General features: G+C 63.2%; 23 protein-coding genes and 2 pseudogenes. 13 read left to right on the forward strand and 12 right to left on the reverse strand.

All coding sequences use genetic code 11. The annotated features are described in order from the left end of the window. Window positions 1-13: 13 nt before the first annotated feature. Window positions 14-379 carry a hypothetical protein gene (locus KY500_RS04110; protein ID WP_219902445.1) on the reverse strand — a complete coding sequence of 122 codons (366 nt, stop codon included), beginning with the start codon at window positions 377-379 and terminating at the stop codon, window positions 14-16. Window positions 380-1023: 644 nt separating this feature from the next. On the opposite strand from KY500_RS04110, the pseudogene KY500_RS19720 reads away from it, so the two are divergent. The 3 genes and pseudogenes from KY500_RS19720 to KY500_RS04120 form a co-directional block, all read left to right on the forward strand. Beyond that, window positions 1024-1248: pseudogene (locus tag KY500_RS19720) on the forward strand (hypothetical protein); the annotation flags it as partial. Window positions 1249-1563: 315 nt separating this feature from the next. After that, window positions 1564-1746, forward strand: coding sequence for a hypothetical protein (locus tag KY500_RS19120; protein WP_255579967.1), 183 nt, complete (start codon window positions 1564-1566; stop codon window positions 1744-1746). Window positions 1747-1893: 147 nt separating this feature from the next. Continuing rightward, complete coding sequence (locus KY500_RS04120; RefSeq protein ID WP_255579915.1) at window positions 1894-2175, forward strand: tyrosine-type recombinase/integrase; 282 nt, start codon at window positions 1894-1896, stop codon at window positions 2173-2175. A 78-nt stretch (window positions 2176-2253) separates the two neighbouring features. Here the strand turns inward: KY500_RS04120 and KY500_RS19125 are convergent, their stop codons facing one another. After that, the gene (locus tag KY500_RS19125; protein ID WP_255579778.1) at window positions 2254-2436 is read right to left on the reverse strand and encodes a hypothetical protein; all 183 of its coding nucleotides are present in this window, start codon (window positions 2434-2436) and stop codon (window positions 2254-2256) included. Between the two features lie 203 nt (window positions 2437-2639). Then, window positions 2640-2819: pseudogene (locus KY500_RS19725) on the reverse strand (helix-turn-helix domain-containing protein); the annotation flags it as partial. A gap of 134 nt (window positions 2820-2953) precedes the next feature. On the opposite strand from KY500_RS19725, the gene KY500_RS04130 reads away from it, so the two are divergent. Both KY500_RS04130 and KY500_RS04135 read left to right on the forward strand, forming a co-directional pair. Beyond that, the gene (locus KY500_RS04130; protein ID WP_255579779.1) at window positions 2954-3925 is read left to right on the forward strand and encodes an NAD(P)-dependent alcohol dehydrogenase; all 972 of its coding nucleotides are present in this window, start codon (window positions 2954-2956) and stop codon (window positions 3923-3925) included. Between the two features lie 248 nt (window positions 3926-4173). Next, window positions 4174-4689 carry a hypothetical protein gene (locus KY500_RS04135; RefSeq protein ID WP_219902448.1) on the forward strand — a complete coding sequence of 172 codons (516 nt, stop codon included), beginning with the start codon at window positions 4174-4176 and terminating at the stop codon, window positions 4687-4689. 61 nt (window positions 4690-4750) lie between these two features. On the opposite strand, the gene bla is transcribed toward KY500_RS04135, so the two are convergent. Together bla and KY500_RS04145 are read right to left on the reverse strand one after the other, a co-directional pair. Next, complete coding sequence (bla, locus tag KY500_RS04140) at window positions 4751-5689, reverse strand: class A beta-lactamase (protein ID WP_219902449.1); 939 nt, start codon at window positions 5687-5689, stop codon at window positions 4751-4753. A 70-nt stretch (window positions 5690-5759) separates the two neighbouring features. Beyond that, a complete protein-coding gene (locus KY500_RS04145; RefSeq protein WP_219902450.1) occupies window positions 5760-6671 on the reverse strand; it encodes a CPBP family intramembrane glutamic endopeptidase in 912 nt (303 codons plus the stop codon). A 280-nt stretch (window positions 6672-6951) separates the two neighbouring features. Between KY500_RS04145 and KY500_RS04150 the strand changes: the two genes are divergently transcribed. Then, window positions 6952-8508, forward strand: coding sequence for an IS1182 family transposase (locus tag KY500_RS04150; protein ID WP_219900421.1), 1557 nt, complete (start codon window positions 6952-6954; stop codon window positions 8506-8508). Between the two features lie 241 nt (window positions 8509-8749). Here KY500_RS04150 and KY500_RS04155 read toward each other — a convergent pair whose 3' ends face one another. From KY500_RS04155 to KY500_RS04175, 5 genes are all read right to left on the reverse strand, one after another. Then, window positions 8750-9727, reverse strand: a complete 978-nt coding sequence (locus KY500_RS04155; protein WP_219902451.1) for a S9 family peptidase — start codon at window positions 9725-9727, stop codon at window positions 8750-8752. A 76-nt stretch (window positions 9728-9803) separates the two neighbouring features. After that, the gene (locus KY500_RS04160; RefSeq protein WP_219902452.1) at window positions 9804-10166 is read right to left on the reverse strand and encodes a hypothetical protein; all 363 of its coding nucleotides are present in this window, start codon (window positions 10164-10166) and stop codon (window positions 9804-9806) included. Further along, a complete protein-coding gene (locus KY500_RS04165; RefSeq protein ID WP_219902453.1) occupies window positions 10163-11203 on the reverse strand; it encodes a CPBP family intramembrane glutamic endopeptidase in 1041 nt (346 codons plus the stop codon). Before KY500_RS04165 ends, KY500_RS04160 begins: the two co-directional genes overlap by 4 nt. Beyond that, the gene (locus KY500_RS04170; protein ID WP_219902454.1) at window positions 11200-11808 is read right to left on the reverse strand and encodes a DUF3887 domain-containing protein; all 609 of its coding nucleotides are present in this window, start codon (window positions 11806-11808) and stop codon (window positions 11200-11202) included. Before KY500_RS04170 ends, KY500_RS04165 begins: the two co-directional genes overlap by 4 nt. Before the next feature lie 91 nt (window positions 11809-11899). Next, entirely contained in the window at window positions 11900-13018 is a 1119-nt protein-coding gene (locus KY500_RS04175) for an MFS transporter (protein WP_219902455.1), read from the reverse strand. Window positions 13019-13235: 217 nt separating this feature from the next. Here KY500_RS04175 and KY500_RS04180 point away from each other — a divergent pair, with 217 nt between their 5' ends. Beyond that, complete coding sequence (locus KY500_RS04180; protein WP_255579780.1) at window positions 13236-13799, forward strand: TetR/AcrR family transcriptional regulator; 564 nt, start codon at window positions 13236-13238, stop codon at window positions 13797-13799. 53 nt (window positions 13800-13852) lie between these two features. On the opposite strand, the gene KY500_RS04185 is transcribed toward KY500_RS04180, so the two are convergent. Continuing rightward, on the reverse strand, window positions 13853-14515 hold the full coding sequence (locus KY500_RS04185; protein WP_219902456.1) for a hypothetical protein: 663 nt from the start codon (window positions 14513-14515) through the stop codon (window positions 13853-13855). Window positions 14516-14625: 110 nt separating this feature from the next. Here KY500_RS04185 and KY500_RS04190 point away from each other — a divergent pair, with 110 nt between their 5' ends. The 6 genes from KY500_RS04190 (at window position 14626) to KY500_RS04215 (ending at window position 18370) form a co-directional block, all read left to right on the forward strand. Next, the gene (locus tag KY500_RS04190) at window positions 14626-14871 is read left to right on the forward strand and encodes a hypothetical protein (protein WP_219902457.1); all 246 of its coding nucleotides are present in this window, start codon (window positions 14626-14628) and stop codon (window positions 14869-14871) included. A gap of 59 nt (window positions 14872-14930) precedes the next feature. Next, on the forward strand, window positions 14931-16007 hold the full coding sequence (locus tag KY500_RS04195) for a sensor histidine kinase (protein ID WP_255579916.1): 1077 nt from the start codon (window positions 14931-14933) through the stop codon (window positions 16005-16007). Further along, window positions 16004-16621, forward strand: a complete 618-nt coding sequence (locus tag KY500_RS04200) for a DNA-binding response regulator (RefSeq protein ID WP_219902459.1) — start codon at window positions 16004-16006, stop codon at window positions 16619-16621. Before KY500_RS04195 ends, KY500_RS04200 begins: the two co-directional genes overlap by 4 nt. A 171-nt stretch (window positions 16622-16792) precedes the next feature. Beyond that, window positions 16793-17173 carry a nuclear transport factor 2 family protein gene (locus KY500_RS04205; RefSeq protein ID WP_219902460.1) on the forward strand — a complete coding sequence of 127 codons (381 nt, stop codon included), beginning with the start codon at window positions 16793-16795 and terminating at the stop codon, window positions 17171-17173. A gap of 27 nt (window positions 17174-17200) precedes the next feature. Continuing rightward, window positions 17201-17401, forward strand: coding sequence for a hypothetical protein (locus KY500_RS04210; RefSeq protein ID WP_219902461.1), 201 nt, complete (start codon window positions 17201-17203; stop codon window positions 17399-17401). A gap of 48 nt (window positions 17402-17449) precedes the next feature. Beyond that, a complete protein-coding gene (locus KY500_RS04215; protein WP_219902462.1) occupies window positions 17450-18370 on the forward strand; it encodes a zinc-binding dehydrogenase in 921 nt (306 codons plus the stop codon). Between the two features lie 15 nt (window positions 18371-18385). Here the strand turns inward: KY500_RS04215 and KY500_RS04220 are convergent, their stop codons facing one another. Beyond that, window positions 18386-19849, reverse strand: a complete 1464-nt coding sequence (locus tag KY500_RS04220; protein WP_219902463.1) for an alpha/beta hydrolase — start codon at window positions 19847-19849, stop codon at window positions 18386-18388. Window positions 19850-19923 lie beyond the last annotated feature (74 nt).

Below are 19923 nucleotides of genomic sequence, written 5' to 3' on the forward strand. Positions count from 1 at the left end.
GACGAAGCAACGCTCAAGAGCGGGAAACCACACCACTCACAGGGACGCAACCGATGCCGTCGTCAGAGCACTGGTTTCGATGTTGCCCAGTCAAACGCGTGCGCTCCTGGAAGACCTCGGCGGTACTTCGGGACAACGCCACCTGTATGGGTACACGAAAGGGGCGTTCCGGCCAGACTTGATGCTGTTCGATGACGAAGGCCAGATCCGTGTCGTGGTCGAGATCAAATGTGGCGCCCAAGGTAACTCGACGTCCCTGAATCACATTCGAATTGGTGGCCAGTTTGCGGGAGAGGCCGGTAGACAATTCGATGACCCGACGGCTCGTCAGATCCTTAATGCTGCGGGTATTGACGCGAACTCCGATATTGACTTCCATGACGAGAAGACTTGTTTCCTACCTTGTATAGGGCATTCGAAGATGGATCCAAAGGGTCGAGTCCGCGCTGGGATTGCCCAGATCGACGCTTACAGAGTCTCACGTCGATGGATTCCCGAAGACGTGAAACTTGATGACGCAGAGAAGGCCGCGTGGGTATTCCTCGATAGCGAGGGACGTTCAGCTGCACAAGCATTTCCCTCTTCGAGGCCGGGGAATACGTGGGCGTTTTCTGCGGGAGCTTGGGATGCGGTTAGCTTTCTCGAGCTGGCGGACGCGATCGATAAGGAGACGAGGTACTTGGCGCCGGCGACAGACAGAGTCAAGGTTGATCGCCTTGTCTATGCACTTCGGTCTCGAGTGCGCCCGCAATAATCCAAGTTCTGGCCAGTCAGGTCCTTCCAATGCGCGCTAGTGCTCCTAACCATCGCGCTTTGGGGAGCTTTGCGGTTTCGTGCCGCGCCTCTAATGGGCTCCCCATCGCGCCGAAAGGCTTCCAACTCCGACCGTGCAAACACGACTCGGAGGAGTGCGGCTCAGCGCGGTTGAAGTAAGTGGAGGAAAATCCGGGAATCGCGGAGGAAAACGACACACACGATCTGGCGCGATCCCTGTCCTGCTGCCTTTCGTGAACAGCCCACCAAATGTCCCGGAAACTCAAGGGTTTCCGGGACTTTTTGGTTAAGAGATACGAGAACTCGACCTCTCTTTTCACCGACGACTGGGGCCTGGAGCCCCTGGTGGACGTCCACGAGCTGGCGTCCTATATGGGCATTCTGATTCCGACGGTCTACGACTGGCCGGTGGACGGCAAAGGCCCCGCCTACCGGTTCGGCAAACACCTAAAATTCGCCATCTCCGACGTGCGCGCCTGGATCTCCCACCAGCGAGCCCACGAACTTGTCGCCGGCCAGCCTGTTCAGCGTCCTGGTGATCTACTGGCTGGGGGGCACCGATCTGGAAGGCCGGGTCTCCCGGGCCACTCGGAACCTGTACGAGCGCGGCAGGCACACGCTCGTCTCACCGGCGTTCGACCATTTGACGTTGCGGGAGATCGGGGTGGCACTGTGCGACAAGTTCATCAGGCAGTTGGCCAGGCCGTCCTACAATCGCGCCAAACAGGCCCGGGTCGTGCTGCGCTTCGCCCTGGAGCTGTGCGGCACGAAGTTCTGCCGCGGAACCCGATGGACCACGTCGCCCGCCTCCACCGCGAGCCGCACATCCCCGCCGCGCTCATGGCCCCCGAGGCCAACGTGATCCGCGTGACGATCGCCCAGCGGGAGAGCGCCGCCGACCACATCTCCGGCCCCAAGCCCGACGGCAAGATCGGCTCGATGATCGAGGTGATGCTCGGCGCGTCCGCTTGAATCGGTGAGGTCCTGGCCATCCGCCGCCGGTACATCGACATCACTAGCCCCGTACCGTCCATCTGCCTGGCCGGCACCATCGTCAGCCGCAAGGGGGAGTAGATCTCCCGGCAGGACCACCCAAAAAGAACGAAGCCCACCCGCGTTATCGCCCTCCCCACCTTCACCTCCGACGCGGTCCGCCGGCGGCTCGCCAAAGTCGGGAGCATGGGCCTGGATGAACTGCTGTTCCAATCCCGGGACGGCACCCCGCTGACCACCGCAAACGTGCGCCGTCAGCTGCGACAGGTTCTCGAGGGTGCCGGCATCAACGGGGTGACCCCGCACATGTTCCGCCGCACGGTAGCGACCGCGGTCACCACCGCCGCGCTCCTCGACCGGGCGAAGGAGATCAGAAGTTTCGCGAGATGCGGTCAGTGCTGCAGATAGCGTCATAAGGGCGGCGCATGGCTTATCTCTGACGACGCCAGTCCACTGGGGTGGCGTATGTATGACGCTCGCTCGCGCTTAGTCGGTGCGAAGACCGCGCAGCGCGAGCTCGACGAAGCGTGCCGAGGCGGGTATTTCATTCCCGGGCGAGTGGGCGATCACTCCCGCGTTCCCTTGGAGGATAGCGAGCACGTCGCCCACAGTGACGTCGTGACGCAGCATTCCGGCGTTGGTGGCGTGCTGGGCGATAGAGGCAAACATCGAGCCGATGTGTCCTGCGGGTCCGTCAGTGTTGCGGCGCTCACGCTGTCAGCGATCGCGCCCGCAAGGCCAGGGTGCAAAGCCTGATGAGCCGCGCACGTGCGAATCGATGCGGTGAATGCCTCCCAGGGGTCGCCTGCGGAAGCGGGGTCGGTAGCTGCTTCCTGCATGCCTGAAAGCTCCTCAGCGATAATTTCGCGAAGCAGGTGGTCTTTCGTAGGGAAACGGCGCTGCGCTGTGGCGAATCCCACACCAGCGCGCCGCGCAATTTCGGCCATCGAGACGTCAATTCCGTCGCTGGCAAATGCAGCGCGCCCGGCGTCCAGAATCAGCTGGCGATTGTGCGCGGCGTCCGCTCGCAGTCGACGTTCGGCAACAGCCATGGCCTGTCCTCTCTCTTCAGCACGATACCGGTGGGGCGAAGTCTGTAAGTGGTAACCCCTGTCCAGTTACATGCTATCGTCTGCAAGTGGAGAGGCCACACCACTTAGTGGTCAAATATTGCAAGGAGCACATCATGGAGAGCATGCGGGCAGTCCTGTTCAATCGGTACGGCAACCCGGAGGAACTTTATCAGGGGACTCTTCCGAGGCCGGAGGCGCGAGCAGGAGAGGTCCTTGTGCGAGTCGACGCCGCCTCAGTCAACGGCGCGGACCTGTTGCTTCGGTCGGGCAAGCTCGGTCTTCTCACCGGCCGTCGTTTTCCAAAGCAACTCGGGATCGATTTTGCCGGAACACTCATCGCCACAGATCCCGGAGCCGATCTTGGCGGGCTGGCTATCGGCGACCAGGTATGGGGCATAGTCGATGAGAGGGGAGGGCCCCGCTCGCTCGCCGAGTTCCTGAGTGTTCCCGCGATCCAGATCGCGCGGGCACCGAACAATCTGACTCCGGAGGACGCGGTCACGCTCCTCGCCGGCGGCACGACCGCTTATACCGGTCTCGTGGAAAAGGCCCGCGTGCAGCGCGGTGAGCGAGTGCTTGTGCGGGGTGCGGCAGGTGGCGTCGGCAGCGTGGCCGTGCAGCTCGCGAAGATGCTCGGGGCGCACGTGACGGCGCTCGCGGGTGCGTCCGGCCAAGAATTCGTGAGGGGATTGGGAGCTGATGCCGTGTACGACTACCGGGTAACGCCGCGCGAGGAGCTGGGCAGGTATGACGTCATTTTTGATACGCACGGGAGTGACCTGCTCGCGTTTCGCCGCCTGCTGGCGCCGGGCGGAAGAATGGTGTCGATCGCTTTCGACAAGGAGGCGCCAATACGCAGCCTTGTGACCATTGCCGCCAGCGCGGCTTTCGGCGCTCGACGCATCCGCTTCTTCAGGGGCAAGCCTGAACGGCGCGACTTCCAGCGGCTCACCGCACAGGTCGAGCGGGGAGAGATCCGCTCCGTACTCGATCGCGTCTTTCCGCTGGCCCGGTCTGCGGACGCACATGCCGCACTTGAAACCCACGGCGTACACGGGAAAGTGGTCATCTCGATCTCAGAGTAAGCCGCAGAGGGATCCGTCTACGTGACGTAAGGCGCGACATGAATGCCGCCACCGATAGTCCCCCTTGACTCTGTGGTTGGAATATGGTTTTGAGTGGTCGCATGACTACCCAAGCAGGTTTCCGAACGACCAAACGACGCACCAACGTCCTTCTCAGACCATTCCAGATCATTCGCGAAAACCGCCGAACGTTAGTCGTCCTGAACGTAGCGCTGTTCGGGCTGTTGGTGGCGGGTTTCATTGTGGGGATGCTCTTCCCTGACCTGAGCGCTAAGCAGGTGAACGGGCTCGTCGAGGACGGCACGGCGGACCAAATCGCGCCGCTTCTTGGCAACGTCTGGTTCTTCGCGCTGGCGATTCTCTTCAACAACGTAGTGAACGTCGGCGCCGTAATCGTCGTGCCCTCCCTCGTTGTGCCGTTCGCCGGCATTGCCTATCTCGGCTACACAGTGGCCGAGATCGGCCTGACCCTCGCCGCAAGTGGATCGGACCTCTGGGGCGCGATGCTCCCACATCTCGTGACGGTGGTCATCGAGATAGAGGCCTACGTGCTCCTCGCCCTCGGCGCCTATCTCCTCGGTCGGTCCTGGATCTTCCCCCGAACAGTCGGTGCCTCCAACCGGCGCTGGGGCTACCTTCGTGGACTCCAGCAGTTCGGCTGGCTGGTCCTGCCCGCGTTCGTGCTGCTGGTCATCGGCGCGCTCTACGAGGCGGTCACGTTGATCTACGTCATCGTGCCTCAGTTCGCCGAGCTCGCCGGATAGTGCAATAGAGGCGGGTAGGAAAAGCGGTGTGAGGCACCGAGCAACTAGCGATTCATGCCGGTTACCGGTTCTCGCGGGCTGCTGCCATCGTCGCGAGCGCCAGTCTCGCCGTCTCCGCGACGAGCGCGTCATCGTATGCCACGTCGGGGTCGTTTCGGGTCGTGAAGACCGTGATAATCAACGGAATTCCGTCCGGGGGGATCACGACGGCCACATCGTTGCGGATCGCTCCGGAGCCTCCCGATTTATCGGCGACTTCCCAACCTTCCGGCGCCCCGGCACGAATCAGGGTATCCCCGGTCGCATTCCCTGTCATCCAGTCGATGAGGGTGGAACGGTCGGCGTCATCCAGAATCTCGCCCGAGACAATTCGCTCCAAGGTCTTCGTGAAGGCTCGTGGAGTCGACGTGTTGGCAGTGTTCTCGGTGGTGACCGTGTTCAGACCAGGCTCGTTGTCGACCACGTCAGTCACGGTGTCGCCGTACCCTTCGATGATCTTGTCGAGGCCGGCCGGGCCTCCGAATTGCTTGAGCATGAGGTTCATGGCGGTGTTGTCACTCGCGCGTATGGCGGCCATGGCGACATCACCGAGTGGCAGGCCGGTGTCGAGGTGTTCGCTGGTGACGGGGGAGTAGCCGGCCTCGAGGACATCCGCCTCAGACCAGGTGATGACACGGTCCAGCTCTTCAGTCGTGGTCTGGTCGAGCAGGGCTGCTGCAGCCAGCGTTTTGAGAGTGGATGCGTAGCCAAAGCGGCTGTCGCCTTGGTAGTCGAGGGTCGAGCCGTCAGCGGTATCGATCACGCTGAGCCCGATCCGAGCGTCGTACTGGTTCTCGAGTTCGTCTAGTGCGGTCTGCAGTGCTGAATCCGCCGGTTCTGTGGCGTCCCGCGAGGGCGTGCCTGCTGGCGTGTTCAGCGCGGCCGCGGTGCACCCGGAGGATGCGACCATCAGTAGCGAGCCGAGGACGATCGTCGTCCATCGTTTGTTCTGGGTAGCCATGACTGCCTTCTTGATCTTGTGTCTTGTGCGGTGTTGACCTGATAGGTGTAAGGCCGAGGGTGGGGGGAACTTAGCCGGCGGACACCAGCACCTTCGGACCGGTTGCGTTGCGCTTCTTGCGCTCGATCAGCCAAACCATGCCTACCGCTGCGACGTTCATCACCATCAGGATCACTAGTGACGCTCCAGGGCCGGAGCCGGCGCCGCGGTCGACTACGGTCGCTTCGTTGCCCGAGAACAGGGTATTGATGATGCTCACGACGATGTTGTTTGAGACGTGGAAGGCCATCGCAGCTTCGAGCCCGCCGCTGATCATGCCCATTGCCACCGTGCACGCCGTGAAAACGAACATGTAGCTGACAAACCACGGGTCGAATGACACATGGACGAGGGCGAACAATGCTCCCGACAGGACGATGCCCAGGAGGATCGCGGGGCGTACACCGCGAAACCACGACCCGGCCGCCGGAACGACTGCCCCTCTGAACGCGACTTCCTCGCCGGCGGCCTGCAGGGGCGTGGCCACCAAGGTCACGAGAATGACGACAATCGTGGTGGCTCCAACCTCGAAGCTGACCCAACCCGTCGACTCGGGAGCGATGAGGGCAGTGGCGATCCCACTGAGTCCGACCGGCACCGCTGAAAGGGCGAAATAGAGTCCGAGACGCCGCCAATCAAACTTGCGGTTGTGGCTGAAAACGCTCCGCCACGAAATCTTTGCCAACCAGGCTACGAGCACCGTTGCGATGAGCGCCGTGATAGCAGTGCTGACTCCTGACGCAAGTAATGTCAACGGCGTCAGTCGAGGCTTCAACGGATCCGCAGGACCTTCAATCATTGCGACAGCTTGGAAAACTAGGACCTGCACCACGAGCAACAACAGAGGCACGGCGATGAGAACGACTAGCGACTTCCACCGGGGGAGACGGAAGTGGACCCCGAAAGGTCGGTCGGCAAGGGCGGGGCGAAGCGGGCTGGTCATAGCTGTCTCCTGAAAGAAATTGTGAGCGCGCACCGGGCAGCGCGCGTCTCGTCTCTCACGAGTGCACACCATGTGGTTACAACAAGGTCAAGCCAAGAATCTCGCCGCCGGCGGAACACATCACCCCTCCTACACAAAAATCCAGACCCACCAGATCAAGGGAGACATCACAGATCGCGTCTCCATTTCGTCGCCTGCATCCCCTAGGAGACTGCTGATTTATCGGGGCGTTTAAGGCGCGCCTTTGTTGGTTTCGGCGGAGGTGTTTAAGACTTGATTCATGCAGGGTCGTGATGATGGTCAGCGTCAGTTGTTGGATGTCGGTGTGTTCGCTGGGCACATGTTGCCGGCGGGGTCGGTGTTCGCTTTTCTCGCTGAGCACCGGCACGAGTTGTTCCCGGATGACGCGTTCGCGGACCTGTTTCCGTCGGGTCGTGGCCGGCCCTCGACGCCCGCGGACGTGATCGCATCGGTGATGGTGCTGCAGACCCTGCACTCGTTATCGGACCGGGAAACCGCGGAAGCCGTCACGTTTGATCTGCGGTGGAAAGCGGCCTGCGGGTTCGGGTTGACGGAAACATCGTTCCACCCGACGGTGTTGACGTATTGGCGACGCCGCCTCGCGGCAAGCACCCGCCCGCACCGAATTTTCGACGCCGTCGCCGAGGTTATTGCCGGTTCTGGGGCGTTGTCGGGTCGGAAGCGGCGGGCGTTGGACTCCACGATTTTGGATGACGCGGTCGCCCGCCAGGACACGGTGACGCAGTTGGTCGCGCAGATCCGCCGGGTCGGTCGGGAGATCCCCGGCGCCGACATGATCGTGGCCGGCCTGCCCGGCCATGACTACGAGAAGCCCGGCAAGCCCGACATCGCCTGGGACGACAAGGCGGCCAGGGACGAACTCGTTTCCCGCCTCGTGACCGACGCCCTGGCGTTGCTTGCGGCAATCGACACGACGTCATTGACCGACTCGCAGCAGGAGACGGTCGCGTTGCTCGCCCTCGTCGCGGGCCAGGACGTCGAGCCGGCTGAGGGGTCCGATGGCTCGGATGGGCGGTGGCGGATCGCGCGGAAGGTCGCGCCGGACCGGGTGATCTCGACCGTTGACCCGGACGCCCGCCACGCGCACAAGAGCCGGGAGAAGAAGCAAGACGGTTTCAAAGCCCACATCGCGATCGAGCCCGATACGGGTCTGGTGACCGCGGCCGTGTTGACGAAAGCGTCCGGGCCCAAGAACAGTGACGCGGCCCGCGGCGCGGCCCTGGTGGCCGCTGACACGAGCATCGGCTCGGACACGGTCGAGGTCCTCGGTGATTCTGCCTACGGCAGCGGGGACCTCCTCGCCGAGGTCACCGCGGCCGGGCATGTTCCGATCATCAAACCGATGCCGTTGAGTCGGGCGGTTCCGGGCGGATTCACAATCGATGACTTCAGCATCGACGAAGCTAAGCGCACGGTGACGTGTCCTGCGGGGAACACCCGACCGATCACCGTGAAACGTAATGTCACATTTGGCGCCGTTTGCGCGAGCTGCCCGCTCCGAGCCCAGTGCACGAGCGCCGTCGACGGTCGCAAAATGGTTTTGCATCCGCAGCAGCAGATCCAACGCGAGCACCGCGCACGCGCGCTGGACCCTGACTTTCAAGCCGTCTACCGGCAGCACCGGCCGATGGTTGAACGCTCGATCGCATGGATGACTCGCGGCGCGAGACGAGTCCCTTACCGCGGCGTCGTGAAGAACCACGCCTGGTGGAACAACCGCGCCGCCGCGATCAACCTGAAACGACTCCTGAGCCTTGGCCTCACCAGCCAGAACGGGGTTTGGGCACTTGGCTGAAGACCCCAGGCAGGGCAGACACCCCAGCCCTCACACCGACCCCGACGACCACCTTCTACTGGCCAGACTCGCGACACCGAATCGATCCCGCAAGCAGCCCAAACACGACCACACCCGACTCAAAAAACGGGCCCCCGACTCGCCGGGCCCACCGCAGCCATCTAAATCAGCAGTCTCCTAGGAGTTGTGAACCGGACGACTCATCCCTGCGTCGGCGCCAATGAAGTCGACGAATCCGGGTTCACGCACCAGCGTGCGACAGCCCGGTGAGGATCGTCTCAAGGCTTTCGGGGTCGAGACGTGTGCCCGGCTCGTTGAATCCGCTGCCTGGCGCCGCGGCGATTTCAGCGAGAGTGCGCAGATCTTCTTTGAACACGTGATTCGCGTTGGCCGGAAAAGAGAAGGTTATGTGGGTCATTCCAGCAGTGGCTTCTTGGAGAGGCGTGCCGTCGGCGTGCATGTCTACCTGAAGGTCTTTCGCACCGATCAGTACCAGGACGGGAATCTGCACCTTCGCCAGCGAATCACTTGCGGACTCGATCCACAGCTCGCGGGCGAACGGGAGATTAGCCGGCGCCTCGAACCCGGCAAGCACCATCTTTATACTGTCCGGCAAGCTCGAGTCAGGGTTCATCTGTTGCCCGGCCGCGTAGCGAGCGGCGGCCTTCTTCACCTGGGTCATGAGGTCGGGGTTGCCGGGATTCTGGGCGGCCTGGAGCGCTAGCTGCGACAGCAGCACTTCCTGTATCGGGCGGCCGGGTGGCCCAGCCAGAACGATCCCGGCTAAGGGGATGTCTCGGGGAGTTGTCGCGTAATGGAGCACGTGAAGGGTTCCTTCGCTATGACCGAGCCCGAAGATCCTCGAGGTATCCACGCAGGCCTGCTGGGAGAGCGTCGCGATGGCCGCGACCAGCTCGTTCAAATGCGACTGCATACTCATCCTCCCGATGAGCTTCTCGGCGTTCTCCATCGCGTGTGTGCCGGACGCCCGCTTGTCGTAGCGAAGAGAGGCGATGCCTGCATCAGCGAACGCCTCCGCGAGGAGTCGGCCGCTTCCATTGTTGCCGGGCACCAGTGGCGAACACCAATCGCGGTCGGTCGGCCCGCTGCCGGCGACAAGGACTACTGCCGTGAACGGCCCATCACCGGCGGGGCACACAAACGTGCCCTCCATCGTGATGCCGTCCAGCGTCCACGTCAGATCAAATGCGTTTGTCATGTGTGCGGTTCCATTCTTTCGGCTGGGCCCGTCGCAGCGACGCCGACGGGGCGGTGAACGCGGTGAGCGGAACGCCTCAGCTCGACCGGCAGGCGGCGTTGATCATGTCCACCTGTCCGAGGGGATTGTCGACGGTGAGGACGAGCCGGTCGAAGCGTTGGGCAGCGTCCAGTTCGACGACGATGGCTTTTTCCAACCCGACGGTATTCCAGAACTGTCGCTTGCCGTTCGTGTAGAAGGTGCCCGCCACTTTGCGTGGAAGGTGCAGGCCGGGGAAACGGATGCCTGGGGGATCATCAATTACGGTCGGGTCGAAAAAAGCCCCTCTCACCTGTGTCAGCGGAATCTCAATACGGCGGGTGAACGACCACAGCCTGTCCAGGCCCCGAGGCTCGACCACCAGCTGGTCGTCGGCAATGGTCAGTCGGTTGCCGCTCACGTCCGGTTCCCTCCGGCGCGAGCCCAGACTGCCTCGTCGATCGATGCCGGCTCTGCTTCGACCGCGGTCTGCGCGGTCGCCGGGCGGCGGAACTGACCAGTGGCGACGAGGACGATGACAAGAGCGAGCGGGACGATCCACCCGCTCCATCCCAACACGGTCGCCTGCGTAGTATCGATGTGCTCGCCCGCCATGGAAAAGATCAGGATGGTGCCGGCAGCCCCGTTGAACGCTGCGTGGGCAAGCGCCGCGGGCCACACCGAATTGGAGCGCAGCCGCAGCCAGCCGAAGACCGCACCAATCAGGATGCACATGCCGACCATCATGGTGAGGCCGAGCCAGCCCGGCGCGTCGGGATAGTTGTATCCGAGGAGGATCATCGGTGCGTGCCAGAGCCCCCAGACGACGCCCGAGATCACGATCGCCGCGACCGTTCCGAGCGGCATGAGCTTGGGGAGAAGCCAGCCTCGCCAGCCGAGTTCTTCTCCGAGTGCCGGAATGAGGTTGAGGAACGCCGCCACGGGGAGCATGAGCAGCTGGATAGCAACAAGCGTGCCGAGATCCATCGTCAACTCGCCCGTACCCGCAGCTTGTGCCCGTTCGGCGAGGTCCTGCTCAAATCCCGAGAAGTTCACGAAGTCGGCCGGATACACCCCCAGCAGCGCACCAATAGGTAACGAGACGAGAACCAGCGCGATGGGCACGAAGATTCCCAGGAGGGAGTATTTGACCAGCCGGCGCACGGGCTTCAGTGGCCAGAGCCCGAGCACTCTTGCTTTTTGTCGATCCCGGTCGACGAAGAACACCATGATCAGCGCCGCGATCGCGGGAGAGGCCATGGTCGCGACCGCGATGATCCCGATCGTGGCTGTCGGGCTGTCGAGTCCGTCGCCGAACCAGAGCGGGAGCGCGATAAGCCACGCGAGCACGAAAGCGATCGACAGGAAAATGGCAATTGAGCGGATGTCGCGGCGACTCAACCGAGAACGTGCTGGGGGGTCGATCGGGGAAGCTCCTCCGGAGGCATGGTCGCTCATGTCGTCTGCTCCGGGAGGATGTGCAGACCAGCAATGGTCCGGTCGTCCCGGAATGCGATCCGCGCCGTGTAATCGCCCGCCTCCATGGACAGTGGCGTGTTGGTGACCGTCACATCGCTGGCTCGCGACACAACCGGTTCGCCCTGGCCTTCGAACCCTCCGGACAGGCCCACGATCTGCGACCACGCCGCCGCCAGGGCATCCTCCGACAGGCCGTCGCGCATGGCCGGGTCGAATCGCTCGGTGACGAGCTTCCATCGACCGGCCGCAAGGTCTTGGACGACCGATCGGGCCAATTCGGCGGCGTCGTTGAGGGGTGTGGTGTTCATGAGTTCTCCTGTTCGTGGGTCAATCGGTTTTCCGTAGCGCTGAAATGCTGCTTGCCGGCTCACGCCGAGAGCGTCGCCGATTGCCTGCCAGGTAGCGCCGCGCTCACGCGACTGTTGCACGACGGCACGAACGATGTCTTCTGCCGCCACCTGAATTCTGAGCGAGTACCCGATCGCGCCGGCAAAATCGTCGCTGTCTGTTAGAACGCGAGCCGCGAGGAAAGCGTCTGTGTGCCGCTTGAGCTCTTGCATTGCGTGTGTCAAGTTGTTTTGCATTTGTCAAGCGTAGCTTTACAGTGCTCGTTTTAGCAACAGCATGTCGCTTAATGGACACTCCGGATTGACTCTGTGCCAGTTGGGTGGCCTTCTAGCGGGACGGGAAGGCGTGCGTTCGGCCGACGGCGACGATCAGGGCGGCAAGCGCGGACAGCCCAATCATGGCGACGGGGAGCGCTGCCGGTCCGCTGTCGTCCACGAGGAGCGCACCGATCGCTCCTCCGCCGAAGATGGCCAGGTTGAAGGCTGTTGTGAGCATCGCGTTCGCAATGTCCACGCTCTCGCCAGCCGCATCGCCGATCGCCGTCTGAAGCTGCGTCGCGGCGCCACCGAATGCCACGCCCCAGAGGGCAATAGCGAGGATCGTCACTGGGAGCGACGCCGGGAAAATGAGCAACAGTGCACCGGCGATGACGAAAGTCGCCGTACTCGCGAGGGCGAGGCGTCGAAGTGAACGGTCGATGAGGGCGCCCGTGATCCAGATACCTACCAAAGCGGCGATTCCGAAGGCGAAGAGGGCGGCGTCAGGGCGGAGGTCGACCCCCACGCCGTCGAGGTACGGTGCGATGTACGTGTACAGCAGGTTGTGGGCGAGCATCCAGGCGAACACCACACCGAGCACCACGGCCACTCCCGGGATCAAGAGGACACGGCCGAGGCCGAGCCGAGTGTCTGATCGTTGTCCTGGCGCGTTCGGCACGAATGCGAGCACCAAGAGAACGACGACCACGGTGAGTGCGGAGACGCCGACGAAGGACCATCGCCAGCCGACCATCGAACCGAGCCAAGCGCCGAGTGGCGTTCCGATGGAAAGCGCGAGCGGGGTGCCGGCCATGGCGATCGCGAGGGCGCGGCCGGCATGTTCGGGGGCGACGATGCGACGCGCGTACCCCGCCAGCATGCCCCAGATCAGTCCGGAGAACGCCCCGGCGATGAAGCGCACACCAAGCGCTGCCACGAGAGTGGGCGCGATCGCTGTGAGGGTGTTCGCGAGCAAGAAGCCGAGCAGCCCGATGACAAGCAGCGGCTTGCGGGATACGCCCCGCGTCATCGCGATCGTGGGGATGGCCGCGATGACGGTACCGAGTGCATAAGCGGTGATGAGCTGCCCGGCGGTGCCGTCACTGACCTCGAACTCGGCGGCGAGCTGGGGGAGTAGCCCGGCGGGAAGCGTTTCCGTCATGATGATGATGAATCCCGAGAGGGCCATCAGGACGAGAGCAAGAACGGGCAGTCGATTCTTGGGGTCCGACTCTATCGACGCGGTGGTTCTGGGTAGTGAAACGGACACTGGCATCTCTCCTCGGTTTACGGAATGAACGTTCCTATATTGATCGACAAGTCGTCATGTGTCAAACTGGAACGAACGATCCGAAAGGGCTGAGATGGCACAAAAGGGACGACCGAGGACCTTCGTAGAACACGAGGTGCTCGACGCCGCAATGCGGGTGTTCTGGCGACACGGTTATGAAGCGTCGTCGATCACGGAACTTCGTGCGCAGACCGGTCTCTCGGCAGCGAGCCTCTACGGCGCCTTCGGGTCTAAGGAGGGCCTGTTCGAGCGTGCGATCGAGCACTATATCGCCGGTCCGGGAAGGGTAAGTGAACTCGTTGGCGACCTAACACTCGACCCGCTCGATGCGCTCGGCCAGATGCTTCACGGGACGGTAGCGATGCAGTCGGACCCCGCGTATCCGGGAGGTTGTCTCGTCGCGTTGTCGGCCACCGTCGGTGCGGGCGGAGACGATGACGTCGCGGCCCGGAAAACTGTCGCCGCACGCCGCGCGGAGGACCGTTCAGGCATTGAGGCGTGCATCCGTCGAGGTGTCGATACCGGCGCAGTCCGTGCCGATCTCGATCCTGGGATATCGGCGATCATGGTGCACTCCTTTGTGTTGGGTGTCTCCACGCAACTGCTCGATGGTGTGCCGCCCGCCGCGCTTCATACCGCTGCCGATCTGCTCCTCACCGGCCTGTCAGGAGCGATCTGACCCCTCTGGCGGGAACATGGTTGTGACCCTCGTGGATGGACGGCACCCGACAGCTACAGCAGGAGCTGCTGGAGCGGGTAGACGAAGTACCGAAGTGAATACGCCTCCCACACCGCGCCGATGATGAGCAAGGCGATGGCGGGCAGCGCCAGAAGACCGAGCTGCTTCAGGCCCTGAAGGTAGCCTCTGCGCCGATTCGGCGCTCCGACACTGCGGGGGAACAGCCAACTACTCCCGAGGCGGTACGTGCCGAGCGCCACGATCACGTAGGCCTGGAGTTCGATGACGAAGGTGAGGGAATGGGGAATGAGCGATACCCATCCTTCTGGCGTGCCCGGCGCAAGTGTTATGCCCGTCTGGACCGCCCAATATCCGAAGAACGCGAGCCCGGCGAAGGGCACGACAAGCGACGGCAGCACGATGGTCAGCAGGCTCAGTTGGAAGACGTTCACGGCGAGGATCACCAGGGCGAACAGCGGTGGGATATTGATCAGCCAAACCACCATCGCCTCGGTACCGTTTTCCTGCAAGCCCGTGACCTTCGCCACACTGAGCGCGGGAAAGGCGAGTCCGATCAGGAACCCGATGATGGCCAAGCCGTACGTGGCCAGGTTGATGATGAGATATGCACGCTTGTTCTCGCGGATGATCTTCAGAGGGCGCCGCCAGAGCGGCGGACGTGAAGTGAGTTCTGTGGAGATCGGTAGTGATGTCATGTGTCCCATCACACTCCAGCAGTCAGCCCGCGTGCAGTGGTCAGACGTCATCAGATGATGTGACACTGCGTCACTACCGTCGGCACTTCGCTGACGCGATCGTTGAGTTCATGAAAATCCTCGATTTGGCGCTGAACGCACTCATTGTTCTCGGCGCAACGGTCTTCCTGGCCTATGTCGGCTACTACTACTTCGACTTCGGTCTCTTCATGACCCTTCCGGCAAGCATCGTGGACATATTCCTCGGGAACGGGGCGTTACAGTACATAGGACTTGGGCTCGGCGTCGCGGCAATGCTCGCGAAACCCCCCGTCGGCCGCGAGATCAAGCGGCAGGACGCCGAGAACCGGAGCTAGCCATCGACCACAACGCAAGCGGCGAAGCTCCAATCATCACGCGAATGCGTCGCGTGGCGATGGTCACGGCTGTCGCCGCCATTGCGCCGCCGAGCATCATCGGTATCGTGCTCACGTCGACCTCGTGGTCCGAGGGATTGATGGTCGTTCTCGGGTTCCTGGTCACCCTCGCTCTGCTGCGCAAGTGGAGCCTGGAGGGGTACCCGCGTCTGGCGATCCTTGCGTTTATGTTCACTACGGCCTCGTGGATCATTGGGGCGCTGACGGCCTCGAGCCCGATCGGTTTCGTGCCGATGGCGCTCATCGGCGCGCTTCTTCTAGCACGAGCACGAAGACGGCGATTATGGATCGCGGTTTTCGCGCTCGCGGTCGCGACGATCGGGGCGAGCTCCTTCGTCTTCCACCCCGCCACGTGGGCGCTCGCGGCGGCCTACCTCGCGGTCCCGACTTTCGGCGCGCTCTTTGTCGTGGCGGTCATATTGCTCAGTGAGCAGGCCTGGCAGGTCGTGCGGCGGCTTGAACGCGCGCAGGAAACAGAGGCTGAGCTCGCAGTCGCGCGCGAGCGGATGCGCTTCACCGGTGACCTCCACGATATCCAGGGTCATTCGCTGCATGTCATCAAGCTCAAAGCGGCACTCGGCCGACGCGTGGCTCACACCGATCCCGACCGGGCTGAGCTGGAGTTCTCCGAGATCCGCCGTCTTGTCGACGAGACGATCGTGGAGACGAGAGCGCTGACCTATGCGCGCTATGAGCTGAATCTGGTGGCGGAACTCGAGAACGCCAAGCGGCTCGTCGAGGCTGCGGGTGTGGCCGTTCAGGTGAGATTCGACGACGCCGGCGAGAGCTCCGCGCATCCCTTGTTGGCACAGGTGCTCCGGGAGGCCACCACGAATCTGCTTCGCCATGCGCGTCCGACCATCGTGAGGATAACCGCATCGCGGAGGTCCTTGGAAGTCGCCAACGACGGCGCAGTCGATGCCGTCGACTCCCCGCTGAGAGGGCTTGCGCACCTGCGGGATCGCGTGGAGAGCGCGGGCGGCGACCTGCGGGTCGAACGATCGGCGGATAGCTTCGTCGTATCCGCTCGGATCGATCCCGACATCGGAACCAGTGAGACCGGGGCCAAGAGATGAGCGAGGCGGATGCCATCAGGATCGTCCTGGCCGATGACGAGCTGCTACTGCGGGTGGCCCTTTCGGCGCTCCTCACGCTCGACGGCACCATCGACGTCGTGGCGCAGGCGGGCAACGGCGAGGAGTCCGTGACCGCAACGCTTCAGCATCACCCGGATGTACTTGTCATTGATCTCGAGATGCCTGAGATGGACGGCCTGGAGGCCGTCGCCTCGATCATGTCGACACGTCCCGAGCAACGCGTGCTGATGCTCACCCGGCACGCGCGACAGGGTGTCCTCCGGCGAGCGCTCAAGCTTGGCGTGCTTGGGTTCATGAGTAAGGGCGCTGATCCGGAGGAGATCGCCGAGGCCATCCGCAAGGTGAACGAGGGTCAGCGCTGGATCGCGCACGACGTGCTGGAGGCCTCGGTCGTCGACGACTCACCTTTGACCGAACGCGAGGCCGATGTCCTACGGGAGACGCGCGAGGGGTACTCGGTCAGAGACATCGCCAGGCGATTGCACCTCGCGCCTGGCACTGTTCGAAATTACCTCTCCTACGCCACCCAGAAGACCGCGACCTCAACGCGACACGACGCAGCCAGGGCAGCCCGCGATCGCGGATGGCTGTGACCCATCGGCGGCAAAGCTGGCTCCCGTGCGCCACGGGATCGGAGCATCCCAACTTCACCGACCCGATGGCTCCTGCCCGAACCGGAGTCTTCACGCCCAACGGCGATTCAGACCGCGCTGCTTGAAAATTGCGAATAGCAACGAAATCACCTCAACGAAAGCTGGCGAAAAATGACACACCTAGATGCCATCACCACGCTCGAGACAGCGATCAACTCCCATGACGCCAACAGCATCGCCGCGTGCTTCTCTGCCGGCTATGTTTCCGAAACCCCTCATCACCCGTCTCGGAATTTCGAGGGTCGCGCAACCGTGCTGCGTAATTGGACCGCGATACTCGGCCGATTCCCCAATCTGACGGCGCGAGTTCTTCGTCGCGCGATCAATGGCGACGAAGTCTGGTCGGAATGGGAGATGGACGGCACCGCGGCCGACGGCACTTCGGCAGGAATCGTAGGCCCCGTAATCTGGCGCACCGATTCGAACGGCCTGGTGTCCTGGGCGCGGTTCTACCTCGAGCCTGCAACCGATGAGCCGATCAGGCCGTCCTGAACGACCACCCAATAGAAACGAGACGACATGCTCAGAATGACGGGAACGATTCTTCTCGCCGTCGGCTTCCTCATGGTCGCCGGTGCGTGGGCCATCACCGACCCTTTCGCCACCGACGCGAACATCGGGGCCGGCGGGCTCATCCTGCTTGGCCTGCCTGCAGGAGGGGTCGGCATCTTGGTCTTGCTCGTCGACGGAATCCTCAGGCTGCGCAGGCGTGACGCGTGACCAAGCTCCGAGCACCTTAAGACCGACCCACAGGAAGAGGCCCACTCAATGCGCGCATGGATAGCAGACCAGTCAAGCCACGCAGGACTTTCGTTTCGCGAACTGCCCGATCCGCCCCAACGTGAAGATGAAGCTCTCATCCAGGTAAAGGTATTTGCTCCGAACCCGGGAGATCTCGCGGCGCTCGCCACCGCGGAACCCGGATCAGTCCCAGGCTGGGACGGTGCCGGGACCGTGCTCCGTAGCGCTCCGAACGGGAGCGGGCCCGAGGAAGGCCAGTCCGTGATCTTCCTTGGGAGCCACGGCGGCTGGGCTCAGATGCGGAGTGTTCCGACAGCGACGATCGCCGTGACACCGAACGGTGCAGACCCGGCGCTGATGAGCACGATTCCGGTCCCGGTCACCAGCGCTCTTCGGGCGCTTCGGGGGCTTGGATCGCTGCTCGGGCGGCGTCTGCTCGTGGTGGGTGCCAACAGCGCCGTGGGAGCGGCCGCCGTTCAGCTGGCGGCCAGATCCGGGGCGCACGTCGTCGCGATCGCGCGGGACCAGGCGGCTCACGACCGAATCAAGCAGCTCGGAGCGGCAGAGGTGCACGCGACGATGGACACCGTATCGGTGCCGGTCTTCGCGGCAGTGGACGTCGTGGGCGGACCGCATCTCGTCGCCGCGTATTCCTTGCTCGCGCCGGGAGGTACGGTCATTGCGCTGGGACATGCCGCCGGTCACGACGAGCACTTCCCGTTCGGCGCGTTTGTCGCCGGCCCGACAAACTTCGACAGAACGATTTCGACGTTCTTCCTCGGTAGCCACAACGGGCTTGGGCCCGAAATGGAGTATCTGGCAGCCGAAGTCCACGCCGGTCGACACACGATCGGTGACCTCGACCGGAGGTCATGGACAGCCCTCGGACCATGGGTCGCCGACGGCGCTGCGCGGTCGACGAACCGGGTCGTCTTCCTGGTGGACTGATCCAGGACGCTCGGGTCATAGCCGACACGTTGCGTCAGCCGGAGGGGGCGTGAGATCGACAAGGTATGCGACGACGACGGAGTCGATACATTCGTTTCCCGAGATCACTGACCCGTGCTGCGCTCCCTCAACGGTCAGCAGGCTTCCACCCAGTGTTTCGGCGAGGCTGATGCCACCCTGATGCGGAGTGACCGGGTCACCGGTCACGGACACTGTCAATGTTGGAGGCAGACCCTTGATATCGGTTGCGTAAGGGAAACCCAGCGTCGGCTCAACCGGCCACCCCTCACACAGGGCAGGCGCGACCTTCACAGGCGTCCCCGGGTCGAGGAAAGGGGCGGCGGCCAGTGCGGCGCTGACGAGCTCAGCCTGGCCCGCCGGGCTGAAGCGGTCCTCGTCCAGGCAGTCGATGGCCACCGTCGCCTCCGCGGAATTGGCATAGCTGCCGTCGGAGGACCGTTCGTGGTAGAGGTCTCTGAGCCACAGAAGGGTGTCACCGCGGCCCGCAGCAAGTTCGGTGAGGCCCGCGATGACGAGCGGCCACAAGTCGGCACTGTACAGCCCCATGACAACGCCGTCGTTGGCTGCCGTGTAGCTCAGCTCACGACCTTCGCCGGCTGGGAGCGGTGTCTCGAGGAGGGGACGCACGAGCTGCTGGTATGTCTGTGTCGCGGTGTCAGTGTGTGCGCCGAGCGGGCAGTCGCCCTGTGTCGCGCAGAATGCCGCGAGTGACTCAAAGCCGCGCTGCAGTCCCTCCCATTGCACGACGTTGCGCTCAAGAGTTCCCGTATGCGGGTCCATCGCACCGTCGAGTACCAGGGCTCGCACGTTCTCCGGGAACATTTCTGCGTACACGGCACCCAACCTGGTGCCGTAGCTCACCCCGACATAACTGAGACTGTCGTCGCCGAACACTTCCCGCAGAACATCCAAGTCCTGGGCCGCATCCCTCGTTCCCAGGTGCGCTAAGACGTCGACGCCGCCGACGCTGTCGGCGCAGGCGTCGACAAGAGGGCGCGAATCCGGCAGAGACAACAGACTCGCGGCCAACGCGTCATCGTCACGCTCTCCATCGGTGTAGCAGTCGATCGCCGGGGTGCTGGTGCCGGTTCCGCGCGGATCAAACCCGACGAGATCGAATTGCTCGGTGACGGGACTGTTCACCCACGCGTGCGCCACATCAGCCGCGTACCCGACCCCGGGTAGTCCGGGACCCCCAGGATTGATGAAGAGCGATCCGATCGGCTCCGTGCCTGTCGCGGGGATGCGGAAGACAGCGATTTGCGCGGTGCCCACGTCTGGGTTCTCGTAGTCGATAGGAACATCGACGTGCCCGCACTCACCCGGAACGAGGACATCGCCAGTGAGGACGGGCGTCTCGCAGGGCTCGAGAGTGAGCTCTTGATTGTAAAAGCTCGCGAGCGATACCTGTGCTTGCTGCGGCTGAGGCGAGGGAACACACGCGCTCACCAGCAGCACCACCGGCACAATTACGGCGAGCGCACGGAGGCGATTTCGGACTAGACCTACTGGTGGGCAAAGAGTATTCCGTG

It is taken from the genome of Cryobacterium sp. PAMC25264 (genome assembly GCF_019443325.1).
GTDB lineage: Bacteria > Actinomycetota > Actinomycetes > Actinomycetales > Microbacteriaceae > Cryobacterium.

Bases quoted from the DNA above. Each gene is read 5' to 3' on its own strand.
- KY500_RS19120 (WP_255579967.1), top strand. From the start codon at position 1,564: ATGGACCACGTCGCCCGCCTCCACCGCGAGCCGCACATCCCCGCCGCG.
- KY500_RS04190 (WP_219902457.1), top strand. From the start codon at position 14,626: ATGAAAATCCTCGATTTGGCGCTGAACGCACTCATTGTTCTCGGCGCA.
- KY500_RS04175 (WP_219902455.1), bottom strand. From the start codon at position 13,018: ATGGCCCTCTCGGGATTCATCATCATCATGACGGAAACGCTTCCCGCC.
- KY500_RS04135 (WP_219902448.1), top strand. From the start codon at position 4,174: ATGCTCTTCCCTGACCTGAGCGCTAAGCAGGTGAACGGGCTCGTCGAG.
- KY500_RS04110 (WP_219902445.1), bottom strand. From the start codon at position 379: ATGGAAGTCAATATCGGAGTTCGCGTCAATACCCGCAGCATTAAGGAT.
- KY500_RS04155 (WP_219902451.1), bottom strand. From the start codon at position 9,727: ATGACAAACGCATTTGATCTGACGTGGACGCTGGACGGCATCACGATG.
- bla (WP_219902449.1), bottom strand. From the start codon at position 5,689: ATGGCTACCCAGAACAAACGATGGACGACGATCGTCCTCGGCTCGCTA.
- KY500_RS04170 (WP_219902454.1), bottom strand. From the start codon at position 11,808: ATGCAAAACAACTTGACACACGCAATGCAAGAGCTCAAGCGGCACACA.
- KY500_RS04185 (WP_219902456.1), bottom strand. From the start codon at position 14,515: ATGACATCACTACCGATCTCCACAGAACTCACTTCACGTCCGCCGCTC.
- KY500_RS04145 (WP_219902450.1), bottom strand. From the start codon at position 6,671: ATGACCAGCCCGCTTCGCCCCGCCCTTGCCGACCGACCTTTCGGGGTC.
- KY500_RS04150 (WP_219900421.1), top strand. From the start codon at position 6,952: ATGCAGGGTCGTGATGATGGTCAGCGTCAGTTGTTGGATGTCGGTGTG.
- KY500_RS04195 (WP_255579916.1), top strand. From the start codon at position 14,931: ATGGTCACGGCTGTCGCCGCCATTGCGCCGCCGAGCATCATCGGTATC.
- KY500_RS04205 (WP_219902460.1), top strand. From the start codon at position 16,793: ATGACACACCTAGATGCCATCACCACGCTCGAGACAGCGATCAACTCC.
- KY500_RS04200 (WP_219902459.1), top strand. From the start codon at position 16,004: ATGAGCGAGGCGGATGCCATCAGGATCGTCCTGGCCGATGACGAGCTG.
- KY500_RS04210 (WP_219902461.1), top strand. From the start codon at position 17,201: ATGCTCAGAATGACGGGAACGATTCTTCTCGCCGTCGGCTTCCTCATG.
- KY500_RS04165 (WP_219902453.1), bottom strand. From the start codon at position 11,203: ATGAGCGACCATGCCTCCGGAGGAGCTTCCCCGATCGACCCCCCAGCA.
- KY500_RS19125 (WP_255579778.1), bottom strand. From the start codon at position 2,436: ATGTTTGCCTCTATCGCCCAGCACGCCACCAACGCCGGAATGCTGCGT.
- KY500_RS04215 (WP_219902462.1), top strand. From the start codon at position 17,450: ATGCGCGCATGGATAGCAGACCAGTCAAGCCACGCAGGACTTTCGTTT.
- KY500_RS04130 (WP_255579779.1), top strand. From the start codon at position 2,954: ATGGAGAGCATGCGGGCAGTCCTGTTCAATCGGTACGGCAACCCGGAG.